Genomic DNA, 16,940 nt, shown 5'->3' on the forward strand with positions numbered 1-16,940 from the left:
TCGGGGGGGCGAAGTGGGGCGGGCGCCCCCCCGGGGGGGGGGGGGCGGCCGGCCGGGGGGGGGGGCGCCCCCCCCGGCCGGAGGATAGGTCCCGGGAGGACGGGCCCGTCCCTGGGAGGACGGGCCCGGTTCTCAGGTCACGATCAGATAGATCCCGAAGGCGACGGCGGCCGCGCACAGCGCGAACGCCGCGTAGGCACCGGTGCGGGCCATGGCGGCCGAGCCGCCGTTCGCGGTGGCCTGCTCCTGCTTGGAGAGGCCGACGATGCCGAGGGTGAACAGGCCCACCAGTGCGACGGTGGCCAGGAGGCTCACACCGAACACGGAGCAGAGAGCTGCCCAGTCGATCTTCATGCTGTTCTTTCCTTACACCGTGGCGGCGGGAGCCGGGGCGGCCTCACCGGACGCGGCCGGGATGGTGGCCTTGAGGTCGTCGGAGGCGAGGGTGGCGGCGACGGCACCGGTCGGGGGCGGGGTGACCGCGGCGATCGCGGTGGTCACCACACCGGCGGGCTCGGCGTCCGCCGGCTCCACGTCGTTGACGTTGGTGTGGTCGACGACCTGGCGGCGGGAGATGAACCAGATCGCGGCGCAGGAGGCGACCAGGAAGACCGCGACGGCGGCGACGCCCCAGTCGCCCTGCTGGGTCACGTACTCCGAGCCGGCGGCGACGAGGCCGGCGGCCGGCAGGGTCAGGCCCCACGCCACGAACATCCGGGTCGCGGTGGACCAGCGGACGACGCCGCCCTTGCGGCCGAGGCCGGCGCCCATCACGGCACCGGAGCAGGAGTGCGTGGTCGAGAGCGAGAAGCCCAGGTTGGACGAGGCGAGGATGACCGTGGCCGCGCTGGTCTGGGCGGCGAAGCCCTGCTGCGGCTGGAGGTCGGTGAGGCCCTTGCCCATGGTGCGGATGATGCGCCAGCCGCCGAGGTAGGTGCCGAGCGCGATGGCCAGACCGGCGGAGACGATCACCCACAGGGGCGGGTTCGAGCCGGGGGCGAGGATGCCGCCGGCGACCAGCGCCAGGGTGATGATGCCCATGGTCTTCTGCGCGTCGTTGGTGCCGTGGGCGAGGGAGACCAGGCCCGCGGAGGCGATCTGACCGGCGCGGTAGCCCTTGCGGCCGGTCTTCTCGTCGATGTTCGCGCCGGCCTTGTACGTCAGCCGGGTGGCCAGCATCGCGGCGAGGCCCGCGACGAGCGGGGCCGCGACGGCCGGGATCAGGACCTTGGTGACGACGACGCCGCCGTTGACACCGCTCAGGCCGACCGAGGCGATGGTGGCGCCGACGAGGCCGCCCATGAGGGCGTGGGAGGAGCTGGAGGGCAGACCCACCAGCCACGTCACGAGGTTCCAGAGGATGGCGCCGACGAGCGCCGCGAAGATGACCTCGGGTGTGATTCCTTCTTCGTTCACCAGGCCGCTGGAGATCGTCTTGGCGACCTCCACGGACAGGAACGCGCCGACCAGGTTCAGCACGGCGGACATGGCCACCGCCGTCTTGGGCTTCAGGGCGCCGGTCGAGATGGTGGTGGCCATCGCGTTGGCGGTGTCATGGAAACCGTTCGTGAAATCGAACACTAGAGCTGTCACGACCACAATGGCGAGCAGCAGCGTGATGTGTTCCATTTACCCAGGCAATCGTTCGACGTCAGTGGCTCGGCGAACGTAAGCAACCTGAGTGAACGGAAGGTGAACTGGGTCGGGCGTCATGGTGTCCGAAGATCCGGATGGGGTTCCTCCGGTTCCAGTGGTGGACGCCCCGATCCCAGCGCCCACGGGCCCGGGAAGTCGGATTGCCGCCGTTTCGCGCCTTTCCGTGGAGACGCATCTCACGCCCCGGATCCCCGTCCGGACGCCGGCCTGACAGGATCGGGTGCATGACACAGGACACGGCCGAGCCCCGCGAAGCGATCGAACGGGCGTGGGACGCCCTGGTGGCCACCGCCCGCCGGACGGTGACGGACGGGCTGGTCGTCGGCACCTCCGGAAACGTCTCCGTACGGGTCGGCGACCTCGTCCTCGTCACGCCGAGCGGCGTGCCCTACGACCGGCTCACCCCCGCCGACCTCACCGCCGTCGACCTGGACGGACGCCAGGTCCGCGGCACGCTCACGCCCACCAGCGAGCTGCCCATGCACCTGGAGATCCACCGCCGCACCCCGGCCCGCGCGGTGGTCCACACCCACGCCGTGCACGCCACCGCGGTCTCCACCCTGGTCGGCGAGCTCCCCCCGATCCACTACATGACCGCGGCGCTCGGCGGCCCGGTCCGCGTCGCCCCGTACGCCCTGTACGGCACGCAGGAGCTCGCCGACCACATGCTGCGCGCCCTCGACGGCCGCACGGGCTGCCTGCTGCGCAACCACGGCACGGTCACCTACGGCGACACCCTCGACCAGGCTTACGACCGCACGGCCCAGCTCGAATGGATGTGCCGCCTCTGGCTCACCGCCACCTCCGTCCCCGGCCACGCCCCGACCCTCCTGACCCCCGCCGACCTCGACGCCGCCGCGGCCAAGCTGCACGGCTACGGCCAGCCCGGCTGAGCCCCCCGGCGCCGGGCCCACGGCCGCCGGGCGTCCGGGGCCGACCCGCGGCCGGCGATGGCGTCCCGGGGCTTCCGGCGGGCCCGCCCGGCCCCCCGGCCGGCAGGCCCCACCCGGCCGGCGCCTTTCCGCCCCGAGGCCGCCCGGGTGCGCGGCCCATGGCCCCGGGGCGGCGGCTGACCCGGGGCGGTGCCCCCCCGCCGTGCCCCGCGCCGGGGCCGCGCGGGCGCCGGGCGTCGGGGACCGCCCCGCCCGGGGCTCCGGGTGCCGACCGCCGCGGCGGCCCGGGTCGCCGTCCTGGGCGTCACCGCGCCTCGCCCGCTGCCCGGCCCGGCCGCGGTCGCGCCCGCCGGCATGGCCACCCTCACGGCGGGCCCGGCCCGGCGCCCCCGGCGGGGAACCCGTACCCCCGGAGCGGCCGTGCCACCGGCGGAGCAGGCCCACTGGCAGGGCGGAGGCGCCCCGGCGAAGATGGAGCGGTGCGCCCGGCTACAGCGACGGCAGCGGCCGTCACCACCCTCATCGGTGTCGGCGCGGCCACGATCGCGGCCGGCCGGTACGCCAGCGACGCCGCGCTCAGGCCGCGGCCCGGCCGGCCCCTGCCCGGCGAGCCCCGGCTCACCGTGCACGCCACCGCCGCCGGACAGGTCACCCTGACCCGCCACCTGGCCTCGCTGCGCCCCGGCACCTACGGCCTCCAGGGCCCGGACGTCCACGCGGTCGTCGGACCCGTCCTGGACGACGTGCCGCACTCCGCCGACACGGTCGTACGCCGCCTGGAGAGCGTGTCCCTCGGCATCCTCGACAGGGGCAGTCGCGTGAGGCTCACGCCGCAGCTGCACACCGGCACCCCCGCCACCGCCCTCGGCCTCGACCACGAGGACATGGACATCCAGGGCGAACTGGGCGAGATGCCCGCGTGGTTCGTCCCCGCCACCCGCGCCACCTGGGTCATCGCCGTCCACGGCCTCGGCACCACCCGCGCACACACCCTGAACGTCATGGGCTTCCTGCACGGCCTGCGGCTCCCCGTGCTCGCCCCCGCCTACCGCGGCGACCCGGGCGCCCCCCGCCCCGCGGACGGCCTCGGCCACCTCGGGGACTCGGAGTGGCGCGACCTGGACGCGGCGATCCGGCACGCCGTACGCCACGGCGCCGACCGCGTCATCCTGTACGGCTGGTCCACCGGCGCCTCCATGGCCCTGCACGCCGCCGCCAACTCCGGCCTGCGCGACCGCATCACCGGCCTGGTGCTGGACTCCCCGGTCCTCGACTGGGAGACCACCCTGCGCGCCCTGGCCACCGCCCGCCGCACCCCCGCACCGCTGCTGCCGCTCGCGGTCCGCGCCGCCCAGGGCCGGACGGGCGTGCACCCCGACCGCATCGCCGAGGCCGCCGACGCCGGCGGGCTGCGCGTACCGACGCTCCTCCTCCACGGTCCGGACGACCACCTCGCCCCCTGGCAGGGCTCGCGCGAACTGGCCGCCCGCCGCCCCGAGCTGGTCACCCTTCACACCGTCGCGGAGGCGCCGCACGGCGCCATGTGGAACGCCGACCCCCACCGCTACGAGGAGGCCCTGCGCCGCTTCCTCACCCCCCTCCTGTAGCAACCCCCTCCGGTACCCCCGGAGCCCGGGGAATCCCATTCCGTTTGGGCTTTCGGGCCGTCAGCGGGAAGACTGCCCCCGTGACGTCTCGAAAGCCTGATGAGCAACTGGCGCGCAACTCCAGACTCCGACTCGTCCGTCCGCGGCCCCTGTCCACGGCCCGACGGGCTGTGACGACCCGGCGCACCCGGCCGGCGCCGCGGCCGCCCGAGGGCACGCCGCCCCCGACCGAGCTGGCCCGTCAGGCGAGGGCCGTCCTCGACGACGCGGTGCGCATCGCCCGCTGGGCAGCCGTCGAGCGCCACCCCGACGCCACCCCCGCCCAGGAACGCGCCGCCGCCGCGCTCGGCCTGACACCCGAGCAGGTGCGCGCCGGCTGGGACCGGGCGCGCCTCGCCGGCCTCGTCGAACTGCACGACGGCACGGCGCGCCCCGGGTGGCGGCTGCGTGCCTGGGACCGCGACGACTCGGCCGTCCTGCGCGGCTGGGTCGCCCTCTTCGACGCCTGGTCACTCGTCCACCCGGCGCCCGCCGACGTCGCGCCAGCCGCCGTGGCCGAGGTCGTGGAGGCCGTGCCCCAGGTGCTCTCCCTCCTCCAGCTCTCCGCCGGGCCCGTACCGGTGCCGTCCCTGCTCGACCTGCTCCAGCAGCGCGTCGCCGAACTCCGCGAGGAGCGCTGCGAGGTCCCCACGGGCCCCGCCGCCGGCGCGGCGCCGCGCGAGCACGTGCCCGAGCCGCTGCCGGGCCCCGACTCGCTCGCCCAACTGCTGGACTGGGCGCTGGAGGGCCTGGCCGCCGTCGGCGCCCTGACCCTCGGCGAGGGCCAGGCCACCCTCACCCCGCTCGGCAACTGGGCGGTGTGGGTCAAGCTGGAGCAGATCTGCGTCGCCGCGCAGAGCCCCGCCGGCCACATCGAGCAGTCCGCCGAGGACATGCTGCGCGCCTGCGCCCGTCTCACCCCCGGCCCGGCCCGCGCCGAGTACCGCGCCTGGCTCGCCGCCCGGCCGGTCGGCAGCGCCGTCACCGAGCTGCTCGACGTCGCGCGCGGCGAGGACGCCCTGCTGCGGGGCCTCGCCTTCGAGGCCCTGCGGGTGGTCGGCGCCGCGGCCGAGGGCGAGGTGCGGACCGCCGCGCAGGAGGTCTCGCTGCGCCCCTACGCCCTGCTGTGGCTCGCGGAGTACGAGGGTGCCGACCCCGACGACGCGCCAGACGTCCTCACCCGCGAGGAGGCCACCTGGCTCTGGGTGGACACGGCCGCCGCCGTCGCCGACCACGGGGAGGCCAGCCTGCTCGTCCGCCACCTGGAGTCCGCGGTCCAGGGCACGGTCCCCGCCCTGCTCGACGAGGTCCGCGCGGTCGGCCACCCGCGCACCGTGCAGGTCCTGGTCGCCCTGGCCGCGGCCCACCCCGACCCGGCCCTCGCCAAGGCGATGCGCCGTGCGGCCTTCCAGGTCCACACCGGCGGAGCCTGACCGCCGGCCGGCGCCGCGACTCCCGCCCCCGCCCGCCGTGCGGCCTCCCGAGGCCCCGGCGGGCGGCCCGGCCGCGGGGGCCTAGCCCGCCGCCGTACCGGGGGCGTACGTCCCGAAGCTCCAGATGTTGCCCTCGCCGTCCCGCGCCATGTAGTCCCGAGAGCCGTAGTCCTGGTCCGTCGGCGGCATCAGGATCTCCACCCCGTGCTCCACCGCCCGCGCATGGTGCGCGTCCACGTCGTCCACGACGACGTACACCCCCACCGGGCCCGCCCCCGCCATCGCCTTGGCGAAGACGCCGTCGCCGCCCTTGGTGCCCAGCATCACCATGCCGTTGCCGCAGGCCAGCTCGGAGTGGACGACGGAGCCGTCCTCGCCCTCGTACACACTCACCTCGGTGAACCCGAAGGCTTCCTTCAGCGTTCTGATGGCCGCCTTCGCGTCCTCGTACAGGATCGTCGGATAGATGCTCGGTACGTCCGCCATGCTGCTCACGCTCCGATTCGGCGCTCGATGCGACCTTGCGACCTTTCGACTGTGACCCGGATCTCAGCTGTTCCCCAGTCTGGCAGCCGCCACCGACGACGCCGCCCGGAGCGGCCGCCGGTCACCGGAAGGTGTTGCGCCGCGCCATACCGCCCGTGCGGCAGCCGCCGGCGCACTACAGCCCCCCGCACAGCCCGCGCGCACGCAGGACCCGCCCGGGCCCGGGGCCGCCCGCCCGCCGCGGCCGAAAGCGTGCCGAAAAGCAGTTGCAGCCGCCCGTTAGACTGGCCCGTATGGCCATTCTCCCTGTGCATTAGCCGGCGTCGAAGCCACCGCACTCGCCGTCCTTCCGCCGTCCATACCGCCCTGGAGTCTGTCCGTGATCACCGCTTCCGGCATCGAGCTGCGCGCCGGTGCCCGCATCCTCATCGAGTCCGCTTCCTTCCGCGTCGCCAAGGGTGACCGCATCGGCCTGGTCGGCCGCAACGGCGCCGGCAAGACCACCCTCACCAAGTGCCTCGCGGGCGAGGGCATCCCCGCCGCCGGCACCATCGCCCGCTCCGGCGAGGTCGGCTACCTCCCCCAGGACCCGCGCACCGGCGACCTCGACGTCCTGGCCCGCGACCGCATCCTGTCCGCCCGCGGCCTCGACGTCCTCATCCGCAAGATGCGGCTGAACGAGGAGCGCATCTCCAGCGGCCAGGGCGCCACCCGCGAGAAGGCGATGCGGCAGTACGAGCGCCAGGAGACCGAGTTCCTCACCAAGGGCGGGTACGCCGCCGAGGCCGAGGCGGCCACCATCGCCCACGCGCTCGGCCTGCCGGACCGCGTCCTCGGCCAGCCGCTCCACACCCTGTCCGGCGGTCAGCGCCGCCGCGTCGAGCTGGCCCGCATCCTCTTCTCGGACGCCGACACCCTGCTCCTGGACGAGCCCACCAACCACCTCGACGCCGACTCGATCGTCTGGCTGCGCGACTACCTCAAGACGTACCGCGGCGGCTTCATCGTGATCTCCCACGACGTCGACCTCGTCGAGACCGTGGTCAACAAGGTGTTCTACCTGGACGCCAACCGCTCGGCGATCGACATCTACAACATGGGCTGGAAGCTGTACCAGCAGCAGCGCGAGGCCGACGAGAAGCGCCGCAAGCGCGAGCGCGCCAACGCCGAGAAGAAGGCCGCCGCCCTCAACGCGCAGGCCGACAAGATGCGCGCCAAGGCCACCAAGACGGTCGCCGCGCAGAACATGGCCCGCCGCGCCGAGCGGCTCCTGGCCGGCCTCGAGGACGTCCGCGCCTCCGACAAGGTCGCCAAGCTGCGGTTCCCGGACCCGGCGCCCTGCGGCAAGACCCCGCTCACCGCGGAGGGCCTGTCCAAGTCGTACGGCTCCCTGGAGATCTTCACCGACGTCGACCTCGCCATCGACAAGGGCTCGCGGGTCGTCATCCTCGGCCTCAACGGCGCGGGCAAGACCACGCTGCTGCGGCTGCTCGCCGGCGTGGAGACGCCGGACACCGGCCAGGTCACCCCGGGTCACGGCCTGAAGCTCGGCTACTACGCCCAGGAGCACGAGACCCTCGACCCGGACCGCACGGTCCTGGAGAACATGCGGTCCGCCGCGCCCGACATGGACCTCGTCGAGGTCCGCAAGGTGCTCGGCTCCTTCCTCTTCTCCGGCGACGACGTCGACAAGCCGGCCGGTGTTCTCTCCGGCGGCGAGAAGACCCGCCTGGCGCTGGCCACGCTGGTCGTCTCCTCGGCGAACGTGCTGCTCCTCGACGAGCCGACGAACAACCTCGACCCGGCCAGCCGCGAGGAGATCCTCGGCGCGCTGCGCACGTACAAGGGCGCGGTCGTCCTCGTCACCCATGACGAGGGCGCGGTCGAGGCGCTCCAGCCGGAGCGGATCATCCTGCTGCCCGACGGCGTCGAGGACCTCTGGGGCGCGGACTACGCCGACCTCGTCGCGCTCGCCTGACCCCGTTCCCGTGCCCGTGGAGGCCCTCGCCGCGCCCGTCCGGTGCCGCGGCGGAGGCCGCCCGGGGCCTTCCTGATCGTCTCCGTATGGATCATTCGGCTTACGCGTGATCCTTCATCTGAGTGAGTGCGTCTCATACCGCGGCGTGGCGGGCTGCGGAGGCCCGCCTTCCGCCCCCGAGCCGACCGGTCGTCCCGGGCACCGCGCTGACCTGGCACTTCGCCGTCACGCCCGCCGCGCCGCCGGTCTTCCGGTCGGGACGGTGACCGTGCGGTGACCTGCCGGTGGCGAAACCTTGCAGCACCGACCTTGTCGAATGGCTGGCCATGTGGCGCCGGAGGGGTGATCATGAGAAGTCCAGAGGCGCACTTCCCATGAGGAGGCACGGGTGGCCGAGACTCTGAAGAAGGGCAGCCGGGTGACCGGCGCCGCGCGCGACAAGCTCGCGGCAGACCTGAAGAAGAAGTACGACTCCGGTGCGAGCATCCGGGCACTGGCCGAAGAAACCGGCCGGTCCTACGGCTTCGTCCACCGGATGCTCAGCGAGTCCGGAGTGACGCTGCGGGGACGCGGCGGAGCGACGCGAGGCAAGAAGGCCCCTTCGGCCTGACGGTCACCGCGGGTTCCGGGTGTACCCGGCGCTCCGGCGTCCGGGCTGACGTCCGAGCGGGCCCGACCGGCCCCATGGTTCCGGCAGGGCCACCCGGTCGATCGATGTGTCGGCCGGGTGGTTACTGTGCAGTCACTTAATTGGCTGCACTGTCGCACCGGATCCGGAGGCGCCTCATGACCTCGCTCGACCCAGCCCTCGAAGTGTTCGACAAGGACGGCGTACGGCTCACCGTCGAGGACGCCGTCGCCACGGTGACGCTGGCCAATCCGGCCAAGCGCAACGCGCAGTCGCCCGCCCTGTGGCGGGCGCTGGTGGAGGCCGGCCGTTCGCTCCCGGGCAGCGTGCGGGTCGTCGTGCTGCGCGGCGAGGGCAAGTCCTTCTCCGCGGGGCTCGACCGGCAGGCGTTCACGCCCGAGGGCTTCGACGGCGAGCCGTCCTTCCTCGACCTGGCGCGCGGCTCGGACGAGGACCTGGACGCGGTCATCGCCGAGTACCAGGAGGCGTTCACCTGGTGGCGCCGCAACGACATCGTGTCGATCGCGGCGGTCCAGGGGCATGCGATCGGGGCCGGCTTCCAGCTCGCCCTCGCCTGCGACCTGCGCGTCGTCGCGCCGGACGTGCAGTTCGCCATGCGCGAGACCAGCCTGGGCCTGGTGCCCGACCTGACGGGTACGCACCCGCTCGTCGCGGCGGTCGGCTACGCGCGGGCGCTGGAGATCTGCGCCACGGGCCGCTTCGTGCACGCCGACGAGGCCGAGCGCATCGGCCTCGCCAACCTGGTCGTTCCGGCCGATGAGCTGGACGGCGCCGTACGCGACCTCGCGGCCGCGCTGCTCGCGGCCCCGCGCGACGCCGTCATCGAGACGAAGGCGCTGCTGCGCGGCGCCCAGGAGCGCACCTACGAGGACCAGCGCGTCGCCGAGCGCGCCGCCCAGGCCCGCCGCCTGCGCGACCTCGCGGGCCTCTCCGAGTAGGTCGCTGTCCCGGTCCGGCCGGCCGTTACGGCTCGCCGGTCGCGACGTCCGTGACCAGCACGCTCACGGGCAGGGTGCCGCCGACGGCCGCCCGGACCGCCAGCGCCACGTCCAGTGCGCGGTGGCCCGGCGCGGTCGCCAGCTCGATACGGAGATGATCGGCGCCCCGGTGCACGGAGGGGCCCAGCGCCGAGGTCAGCCGCAGCACGCCCGGTACTGCCGCGGCCACCGCGGCCGTCGTGGCCGTCGGGCCCGTGCCGGTGCCCGTACCGCCATCCGTACGCATATCCGTACCGGCCGCCGGGCCGAGGGCGTCTGCCGGCGCACCGCTCGCGGCGCCGGGCGCCTCTTCCCCGCCCGCTTCTCCCGGCGCCTGCTCCTCGCCGGGCGCCGCGCCCTCCAGCAGGGCCGTCACCCGGAGGTCCGCGACCGTCACCAGCAGGCCCAGCCGTTCCTCCGCATCCCGCAGCAGGGCGGTGCGCAGCAGCTCGGCGGTGTCCGGCAGCGGTACGGTCCGGTTGCCCGCCAGGCGCACCGCGAAGTCCGCCTCGATGCGCAGCGGGCCGGGCGGCAGGGCGCCGGGCGGAGGCGGGACCACCGGCTCCCCGGCCGATTCCGGGTCGGCGAGGCCGATCCGGAGTCTGCCGGGTGACACACCCGGCACCGCCCACGCGGTCCGGCGCAGCACCCCGGCCGCCGCCCGCTCCGCCAGCCACACCCCGTCCGCCGCACCGCCCAGCGGGAGCAGCCGCCCCAGGCCGAGCCTGCTGCGCACCGCCGTGGCCCATCCGTCAGCCGTCGTCATTCCTCCAGACTGCCCCATTTCCGGCGCAAGATGGAGCAATCAGCCTTAGTGTGGTCAAGAGAGCCCAAATCCTCCCTGAAGGGACGAACGGCGATGAGTGATACCTCGCAGACCCCGCAGGCCGCCCAGGCGGCGAAGTCCTCGCAAATCAGGGAACCGGCGGCCGAGGCGACCCGGAAGGCCTCGGCGGCCCGGCGCTCTGCCGACCCGGGGGCACGCGGCCGTACCACCATCGCCGACGGCGTGGTCGAGAAGATCGCCGGACTCGCGGCCCGGGACGTCGACGGCGTCCACGCCATGGGCAGCGGGATGTCCCGCACCTTCGGGGCCATGCGCGACCGGGTGCCCGGCGGCCGGTCGAGCGTCACGCGCGGCGTGAAGGTCGAAGTCGGAGAGGTGCAGACGGCGCTGGACCTGGAGATCGTCGTCGAGTACGGCGTCTCCATCATCGATGTCGCCCGGGATGTCCGGGAGAACGTCATCGCGGCGGTTGAGCGGATGACCGGACTGGAAGTGGTCGAGGTCAACATCGCCGTCAGCGACGTGAAGCTGCCGGAGGAAGAGGAGGAAGAAGAGGAGCAGGAGACACGGCTCCAGTAGCCGCGGGCACTACGGACGCCGCAGGCAAGCGGCGTCACAGGCAAGCGCAGAGCGCGGAGGAGCGCAGATGAGCATGGCGATGGTCGGCCTGCTGGCCGGGATGGCGCTCGGGTTCGCCGGGTATTTCGGCGGCTTCGGCGCGTTTTTGCTGGTCGCGGCGTTGGGTGCGGTCGGCTTCGTGGTGGGGCGGTTCGTGGACGGAGACCTGGAGCCCGGTGACTTCTTCCGCAGCCGCGACCGTTACGACCGCTACGACCGGCGGCGGTGACGCGGTGACGGGGGCGATGACGGTCTCGCGCGGTCCGGGAGGCCCCGGTGGCCGCCCGGACGGCGGCGCAGGCGGTGAAGGCGGCGGTCGCGTCGGCGCGGCGGACCGCGGGGCGACGACGCTCGCCGACCGCGTCGTCGCGAAGATCGCAGCGCAGGCGGCCCGCGAGGCCCTCGACGACCTGCCGGAGGGCGGCGTACCGCAGGGCGGCAAGCCGCCGCACGCGTCCGTCGTCGTGCACCGGGACAGCGCGCGCGTCCGGATCAGCCTGGAGCTCGGATACCCCTCGGATCTCGGCGCCCAGTGCGGAGCCGTGCGCCACCACGTCGGCCGCCGGGTGGAGGCCCTCGCAGGCCTGCGGGTGCCGGAGGTCGCGGTCCGGGTGGAGCGGCTCCATTCGCCGCACAGGGGCGGCCGGGACCGCAGGAGGGTCCGATGAGCACACGGGACAAAGGGCGGTTCTGGTCCGTGCGGCGCGTCCCGGCCGTACTGGTCGGGCTGGTCGTCCTGGGCGGCGCGGGACTGCTGCTGTACGACGTCGCGGCGGTATGGGCCGGACGGCGGGGCATGGCCTGGCGCCGCGTGCTCTCCGACGAACTGGCCACCCGGCCCCTGGACGACACCTACGTCCGCGTCGGCGCCGCGGTGGCGGTGGCGCTCGGCCTGTGGCTGCTCGTGCTGGCCCTCACCCCGGGGCTGCGCACGATCCTGCCGATGCGGCGCGACTCCGTACCCGTACGCGCCGCTCTCGACCGGAACGCGGTGACGCTGGTGCTGCGTGACCGGGCGCTGGCCGTGTCCGGCGTGCAGTCCGTCCGCGTCCGGACCCGTCGGCGCGCCGTCGCCGTGCGTGCGGTGTCGCACTTCCGAGAACTGGACGAGGTGCACGACGACCTGCGCACGGCGCTCGACCAGGCGATCGCGGACCTCGGGCTGCAACGGCCGCCGTCGCTGTCGCTGCACGTCGCCCACGCGGTGAAGAGGAGGTGACCGGCGTGCTCCGTACCGTCAACCGCGCCCTCGTCGGCCTGGCCGGGCTGGTGCTGCTCTGCGTGGGCGGCGCGGTCCTGGCGGCCGGCCTGGACCTGGGCGTGCCGTCGTGGTGGCCGTGGCGCGGCCCCGACGCGGTGCTGCTCGCGGAGGACCGGCGCGGCACGGGCGACTGGCGGTGGCCCGTCGCTGTCGCGGTTCTCGCGGCCCTGGTGCTGCTGGCGCTGGTGTGGCTGCTGGCGCAGCTGCGGCGTCAACGGCTGACCGAGGTGCTCGTCGACACGGGCGATGGCGAGGGCGCGGTGCTGCAGGGCCGGACGCTGGAGGACGCGGTCGAGTCCGAGGCGGAGACACTGGACGGCGTGGCCAGCGCCCGGGTCCGGCTCACCGGCCGCCGCACGGCCCCCGAGGCCCGTGTCTCCCTGACACTGGAGCCGCACGCGTCGCCGGCCGCCACGCTCACGCACCTGTCGTCCGAAGCCCTCGGCCATGCCCGTACCTCGGCCGGCCTGCCCGTGCTCCCGGCCGAAGCCCTTTTGCGCCCCCTCAAGCACCGCCCGGGCCGCGTCACCTGACGCCGACCGCCCGGCTGGGGGCCGCCGACGAACTCCGCGGCCCCACGACGGCCCCCTGAGGGGGCTCGGAAGACGCGAAACCGGCCGCGGCCCGAAGCCGTGCCGCGGCCGGACCGGCCCGTCGGTCAGAACCCGTGCCGCGGCCGGACCGGCCCGTCGGTCAGAACCCGTGCCGCGCGCCCCCGTCCACGGGCAGCATCACGCCCGTCAGGTAGGAGGCGGCGGGGGAGAGGAGGAACGCGGCCGTGGTGCCGAACTCCTCCGGGGTGCCGTAGCGGCGCAGCGGGATCCGCTCCTCGTTGGCCGCGCGCGCCGCGGCGGCGTCCCCCGACAGGGCGTCGAGTTCGCGGACGCGGTCGGTGTCGATCCGGGAGGGCAACAGGCCGACGACGCGGATGCCGCGCGGCCCCACCTCGTCGGCGAGGGACTTGGCGAAGCCCGCCAGCCCCGGCCGCAGGCCGTTGGAGATGGTCAGGCCCGGGATCGGCTCGTGCACCGAGCCCGAGAGCACCAGCCCGATCACGCCGCCCTCGCCCAGCGCGGCCGCCGCCGAGCGGGCCAGGCGCACCGCCCCCAGGAACACCGCGTCGAACGCCGCCCGCCACTGCTCCTCGGTGGTGTCCGCCGCCGAGCCCGGCGCCGGGCCGCCCACACTGATGAGGATGCCGTCGAACCGGCCGAAGTGCGTACGGGCGGCGTCGATCAGGCGCTCGGGCGCCGCCGGATCGGCGTTGTCCATGGCGACGCCCACGGCCCCCGGCCCCAGGTCGGCGGCCGCCTGAGCCACCGCCTTCTCGTCGCGCGACGAGAGCACCACCCGCGCCCCGTCCGCCACCAGCGCCCGCGCCGACGCGTTGCCCAGCCCCCGCGACGCGCCCGTCACGACGTACACACGGTCCTTCAGTCCAAGATCCATGCGCCTATCCTGCTCCGGCGGCCTCCTCGCGCGCCAGGGCACAGGCGGTTCCGACCAGTCCGACGTGGCTGAACGCCTGCGGGAAGTTGCCCAGCTGCCGCCGCGCCGCCGGGTCGTACTCCTCCGCCAGCAGACCGACGTCGTTGCGCAGCGCCAGCAGCCTTTCGAACAGCTCCCGGGCCTCCTTGGCGCGCCCCGTCATCCGCAGGGCGTCCGCCAGCCAGAACGAGCACACCAGGAACGTGCCTTCGCCGCCCGGCAGCCCGTCGATCGCCACACCCTCCACGCTGTAGCGGCGGACGAGCCCGTCGTGCGTCAGCTCCCGCCGCACCGCGTCCACCGTCCCCACCACCCGCGGATCGTCCGGCGGCAGGAAGCCGACCCGCGGTATCAGCAGCGTCGCCGCGTCCAGCTCCCGGGACCCGTACGACTGCGTGAAGGTGTTCCGCTCCGGGTCGTAGCCCTTCTCGCACACCTCGCGGTGCACCTCGTCCCGCATCACCCGCCACCGCGCCGCGTCGCCGCCCAGCTCCGGGTGCGCCTCCAGCGTCCGTACGGCCCGGTCGGCGGCGACCCACGCCATGACCTTCGAGTGCACGAAGTGGCGCCGCGGCCCGCGCACCTCCCACAGGCCCTCGTCGGGCCGCCGCCACGCCGACTCCAGGAAGTTCAGCAGGCTCAGCTGGAGGTTCCACGCGTGCGACAGCGCGGCCATGCCCGCCTCGCGCGCCAGGTACAGCGAGTCGATGACCTCCCCGTACACGTCGAGCTGCAACTGGTGCACCGCGGCGTTCCCGGTCCGTACCGGACGGGACCCCGCGTACCCGCGCAACCACGGCAGCTCGGTCTCCGGCAGCCGCCGCTCGCCCGCCAGCCCGTACATGATCTGCAGGTCGGCCGGGTCGCCCGCGACCGCCCGCAGCAGCCAGTCCCGCCACGCGCCCGCCTCCTCCAGGTAGCCGGCGGACAGCAGCGCGCCCAGCGTGAGGGTGGAGTCGCGCAGCCAGCAGTAGCGGTAGTCCCAGTTGCGCACGCCGCCGATCTCCTCGGGCAGCGAGGTCGTCGGCGCGGCCACGATCCCGCCCGTGGGCGCGTACGTCAGCGCCTTCAGCGTGATCAGCGAGCGGAGCACCGCGTCCCGGTAGGGCCCCTCGTAGGAGCACTGCGCCGCCCACGACTTCCAGTCCTCCAGCGTGTGCTCCAGCGACTCGTACGGGTCGATCAGCGGCGGCCGCGGATGGTGGGAGGGATGCCAGGTCAGGACGAAGGCGACCTTCTCCCCGGCGCCGACCGTGAAGGACGAGCAGGTGCTGTACTGCTGGCCCCACGTCTTGACCTCGGGCTCACTGCGCAGCCAGACGGAGTCGGGGCCGGCGATCGCCACCCGGTGGCCGTCCGAGCGGCGCACCCACGGCACGATCGACCCGAAGTCGAAGCGCAGCCGCAGCACCCCCGCCATCTCGACGGTGCCGCTGATGCCCTCCACGATGCGGACGACATCGGGCGCCTCGTCCCGCTGCGGCATGAAGTCGAGGACCCGTACCGTGCCCGTGCGGGTCTCCCACACCGACTCCAGGACGAGCGAGTCACCGACGTAACTTCGTCGTGTGCACGCCGACGCGCCCTTCGGCGCCAGCCGCCAGTGCCCGTTCTCCTCGTCGCCGAGCAGCGCCGCGAAACAGGCCGACGAGTCGAAGCGCGGCAGGCACAGCCAGTCGATGGAGCCGTCCTTGCCCACCAGCGCCGCGGTCTGCAGGTCGCCGATGAGGGCGTAGTCCTCGATGCGTTGCGTCACGACTGGCGTGTTCCCGCACCGGCGTTCGGCTAAGCAAACGCCCACGCGGCGGGAGCGCCCAACGGACGCCGCACGCGCCGGCGCCTCAAGGCCGCGTTCGTGCCCGGCGGCGCCTCAAGGCCGCGTTCCTGCCCGGCGGCGCCTCACGCGACGGACGGTTCGGGCGCGGCGCCCTCCTGCGTCCCCGCGGCCTCCGCCGCCTCGCGGTCGCGCTTCTCGCGGCGCACCAGCACCACCCACCCGACCGGTACACCGGCCGCGAACAGCCACCACTGCACCGCGTACGCCATGTGCGCGCCGATGGAGTCGTGGTCCGGCTCGGCGATCAGCTCGGGGGTGTCCCCGGCCGGCCGCGGCTCGGTCTGCTCCAGATAGCCGCCGAGGACCTCGCGGCCGAGCCGCTCGGCCTGCTGCTCACTGTTGATCAGCATCACCTGGCGGGGCGGCAGACCGCTGAGGTCCTTGATGCCGCTGGCCCCGGTGGTCTCGTCCGCCTTGAGCCGGCCGGTCACCGTCACCTCGCCCGCGGGGGCGGGCGGGACCTCCGGGTACGCCATCTGATCGGCGGCGGCCGGCACCCAGCCCCGGTTCACCAGCACGGCGCGGCCGTCGGCGAGGACCAGCGGGGTCAGGACGAGGACGCCGACCTTGTCGTCGGCGTTGGTGCGGCGGCGGACGACGACCTCGTGGGCGGAGTCGAAGGTGCCGGTCGCGGTCACCTGGCGCCAGTAGTCACCGCGCGGGACGGTGTGCCCGGGGGAGGTGAGCTCCGTCACGGGCACGGGCTCCGCCTTGAGGTTGTCCGCGATCAGGGCGTTCTGCGCGACCCGGTGCTGGTGCCGGTGGAACTGCCAGAAGCCCAGCTCGATCATCACGGGGATGAGGACGAGGGCGACGAGGGTGAGGATCACCCACTGCCGGGACAACAGGAAGCGGTACACCCCATGACCGTACAACTCGGGCCATGGGGTGTGGGGAGCGGGGGTCCCGGCCGCGGGGCGACGGGGCCGGGCGAACCGGCCGGGCGGCGGGACCGGGGCGGGGGATCACACCTTGTCGACGATGCCCACCTGGCCCTTCTCCGCGCGGGCGCAGTGCCCGCCGCAGAACCACTGGCCGTCGACCTCGACGCCCTGGCCGATGATCTGGACCCGGCAGTGTTCGCAGATGGGCGCCATGCGGTGGATGGCGCAGGCGAAGCAGTCGAAGACGTGCACCGCGCCCTGCGCGTGCACCTCGAACGACATGCCGTAATCGTTTCCGCAGACCTCGCAACGTGCCATGCGCCACAGGGTGCGGCGCCCGTCGTCGG

At 74.3% G+C, this 16,940-nt stretch carries 19 protein-coding genes; 11 read left to right on the plus strand and 8 right to left on the minus strand.

What is annotated here, in order from left to right; translation table 11 throughout:
* Window positions 1–132: 132 nt before the first annotated feature.
* Window positions 133–354, minus strand: coding sequence for a hypothetical protein (locus ACIA79_RS31980; RefSeq protein WP_399431916.1), 222 nt, complete (start codon window positions 352–354; stop codon window positions 133–135).
* Between the two features lie 12 nt (window positions 355–366).
* Entirely contained in the window at window positions 367–1,629 is a 1,263-nt protein-coding gene (locus tag ACIA79_RS31985) for an anion permease (RefSeq protein ID WP_399431917.1), read from the minus strand.
* Between the two features lie 251 nt (window positions 1,630–1,880).
* On the opposite strand from ACIA79_RS31985, the gene ACIA79_RS31990 reads away from it, so the two are divergent.
* The 3 genes from ACIA79_RS31990 (at window position 1,881) to ACIA79_RS32000 (ending at window position 5,628) form a co-directional block, all read left to right on the plus strand.
* The gene (locus ACIA79_RS31990) at window positions 1,881–2,549 is read left to right on the plus strand and encodes a class II aldolase/adducin family protein (protein ID WP_399431918.1); all 669 of its coding nucleotides are present in this window, start codon (window positions 1,881–1,883) and stop codon (window positions 2,547–2,549) included.
* 479 nt (window positions 2,550–3,028) lie between these two features.
* On the plus strand, window positions 3,029–4,156 hold the full coding sequence (locus ACIA79_RS31995) for an alpha/beta hydrolase (RefSeq protein ID WP_399431919.1): 1,128 nt from the start codon (window positions 3,029–3,031) through the stop codon (window positions 4,154–4,156).
* Window positions 4,157–4,236: 80 nt separating this feature from the next.
* Window positions 4,237–5,628 carry a hypothetical protein gene (locus ACIA79_RS32000; RefSeq protein ID WP_399431920.1) on the plus strand — a complete coding sequence of 464 codons (1,392 nt, stop codon included), beginning with the start codon at window positions 4,237–4,239 and terminating at the stop codon, window positions 5,626–5,628.
* Window positions 5,629–5,709: 81 nt separating this feature from the next.
* Here the strand turns inward: ACIA79_RS32000 and ACIA79_RS32005 are convergent, their stop codons facing one another.
* Window positions 5,710–6,114 carry a VOC family protein gene (locus tag ACIA79_RS32005; protein WP_399431966.1) on the minus strand — a complete coding sequence of 135 codons (405 nt, stop codon included), beginning with the start codon at window positions 6,112–6,114 and terminating at the stop codon, window positions 5,710–5,712.
* 379 nt (window positions 6,115–6,493) lie between these two features.
* On the opposite strand from ACIA79_RS32005, the gene ACIA79_RS32010 reads away from it, so the two are divergent.
* The 3 genes from ACIA79_RS32010 (at window position 6,494) to ACIA79_RS32020 (ending at window position 9,679) form a co-directional block, all read left to right on the plus strand.
* Complete coding sequence (locus tag ACIA79_RS32010; protein ID WP_399431921.1) at window positions 6,494–8,092, plus strand: ABC-F family ATP-binding cassette domain-containing protein; 1,599 nt, start codon at window positions 6,494–6,496, stop codon at window positions 8,090–8,092.
* A 388-nt stretch (window positions 8,093–8,480) separates the two neighbouring features.
* The gene (locus ACIA79_RS32015; RefSeq protein ID WP_043439149.1) at window positions 8,481–8,702 is read left to right on the plus strand and encodes a helix-turn-helix domain-containing protein; all 222 of its coding nucleotides are present in this window, start codon (window positions 8,481–8,483) and stop codon (window positions 8,700–8,702) included.
* A 176-nt stretch (window positions 8,703–8,878) separates the two neighbouring features.
* Window positions 8,879–9,679 (plus strand): enoyl-CoA hydratase/isomerase family protein, encoded by an 801-nt coding sequence (locus ACIA79_RS32020; protein ID WP_399431922.1) that lies wholly within the window; start codon window positions 8,879–8,881, stop codon window positions 9,677–9,679.
* Between the two features lie 25 nt (window positions 9,680–9,704).
* Here the strand turns inward: ACIA79_RS32020 and ACIA79_RS32025 are convergent, their stop codons facing one another.
* Window positions 9,705–10,484, minus strand: coding sequence for a hypothetical protein (locus ACIA79_RS32025; protein ID WP_399431923.1), 780 nt, complete (start codon window positions 10,482–10,484; stop codon window positions 9,705–9,707).
* Between the two features lie 93 nt (window positions 10,485–10,577).
* Between ACIA79_RS32025 and ACIA79_RS32030 the strand changes: the two genes are divergently transcribed.
* The 5 genes from ACIA79_RS32030 (at window position 10,578) to amaP (ending at window position 12,917) form a co-directional block, all read left to right on the plus strand.
* Window positions 10,578–11,084, plus strand: coding sequence for an Asp23/Gls24 family envelope stress response protein (locus ACIA79_RS32030; protein ID WP_399431924.1), 507 nt, complete (start codon window positions 10,578–10,580; stop codon window positions 11,082–11,084).
* A gap of 67 nt (window positions 11,085–11,151) precedes the next feature.
* Window positions 11,152–11,352, plus strand: a complete 201-nt coding sequence (locus ACIA79_RS32035; RefSeq protein WP_399431925.1) for a hypothetical protein — start codon at window positions 11,152–11,154, stop codon at window positions 11,350–11,352.
* A 16-nt stretch (window positions 11,353–11,368) separates the two neighbouring features.
* Window positions 11,369–11,791 carry a hypothetical protein gene (locus ACIA79_RS32040; RefSeq protein WP_399431926.1) on the plus strand — a complete coding sequence of 141 codons (423 nt, stop codon included), beginning with the start codon at window positions 11,369–11,371 and terminating at the stop codon, window positions 11,789–11,791.
* A complete protein-coding gene (locus ACIA79_RS32045) occupies window positions 11,788–12,342 on the plus strand; it encodes a DUF6286 domain-containing protein (protein ID WP_399431927.1) in 555 nt (184 codons plus the stop codon). Before ACIA79_RS32040 ends, ACIA79_RS32045 begins: the two co-directional genes overlap by 4 nt.
* On the plus strand, window positions 12,339–12,917 hold the full coding sequence (amaP, locus tag ACIA79_RS32050) for an alkaline shock response membrane anchor protein AmaP (protein ID WP_399431929.1): 579 nt from the start codon (window positions 12,339–12,341) through the stop codon (window positions 12,915–12,917). The genes ACIA79_RS32045 and amaP overlap by 4 nt, the downstream gene beginning before the upstream one ends.
* A 160-nt stretch (window positions 12,918–13,077) precedes the next feature.
* Here the strand turns inward: amaP and ACIA79_RS32055 are convergent, their stop codons facing one another.
* From ACIA79_RS32055 to ACIA79_RS32070, 4 genes are all read right to left on the minus strand, one after another.
* Window positions 13,078–13,833, minus strand: a complete 756-nt coding sequence (locus ACIA79_RS32055; protein ID WP_399431930.1) for an SDR family oxidoreductase — start codon at window positions 13,831–13,833, stop codon at window positions 13,078–13,080.
* Between the two features lie 4 nt (window positions 13,834–13,837).
* Window positions 13,838–15,628: a glycoside hydrolase family 15 protein gene (locus tag ACIA79_RS32060; protein WP_399431931.1), complete on the minus strand. Its 1,791-nt coding sequence runs from the start codon at window positions 15,626–15,628 to the stop codon at window positions 13,838–13,840.
* Between the two features lie 143 nt (window positions 15,629–15,771).
* Entirely contained in the window at window positions 15,772–16,569 is a 798-nt protein-coding gene (locus ACIA79_RS32065) for an SURF1 family protein (protein ID WP_399431932.1), read from the minus strand.
* A gap of 105 nt (window positions 16,570–16,674) precedes the next feature.
* Entirely contained in the window at window positions 16,675–16,911 is a 237-nt protein-coding gene (locus ACIA79_RS32070) for a hypothetical protein (protein WP_078887695.1), read from the minus strand.
* Window positions 16,912–16,940: the final 29 nt, after the last annotated feature.

Origin of the sequence: Streptomyces sp. NPDC051310 (assembly GCF_044455245.1) — a bacterium.
GTDB lineage: Bacteria > Actinomycetota > Actinomycetes > Streptomycetales > Streptomycetaceae > Streptomyces.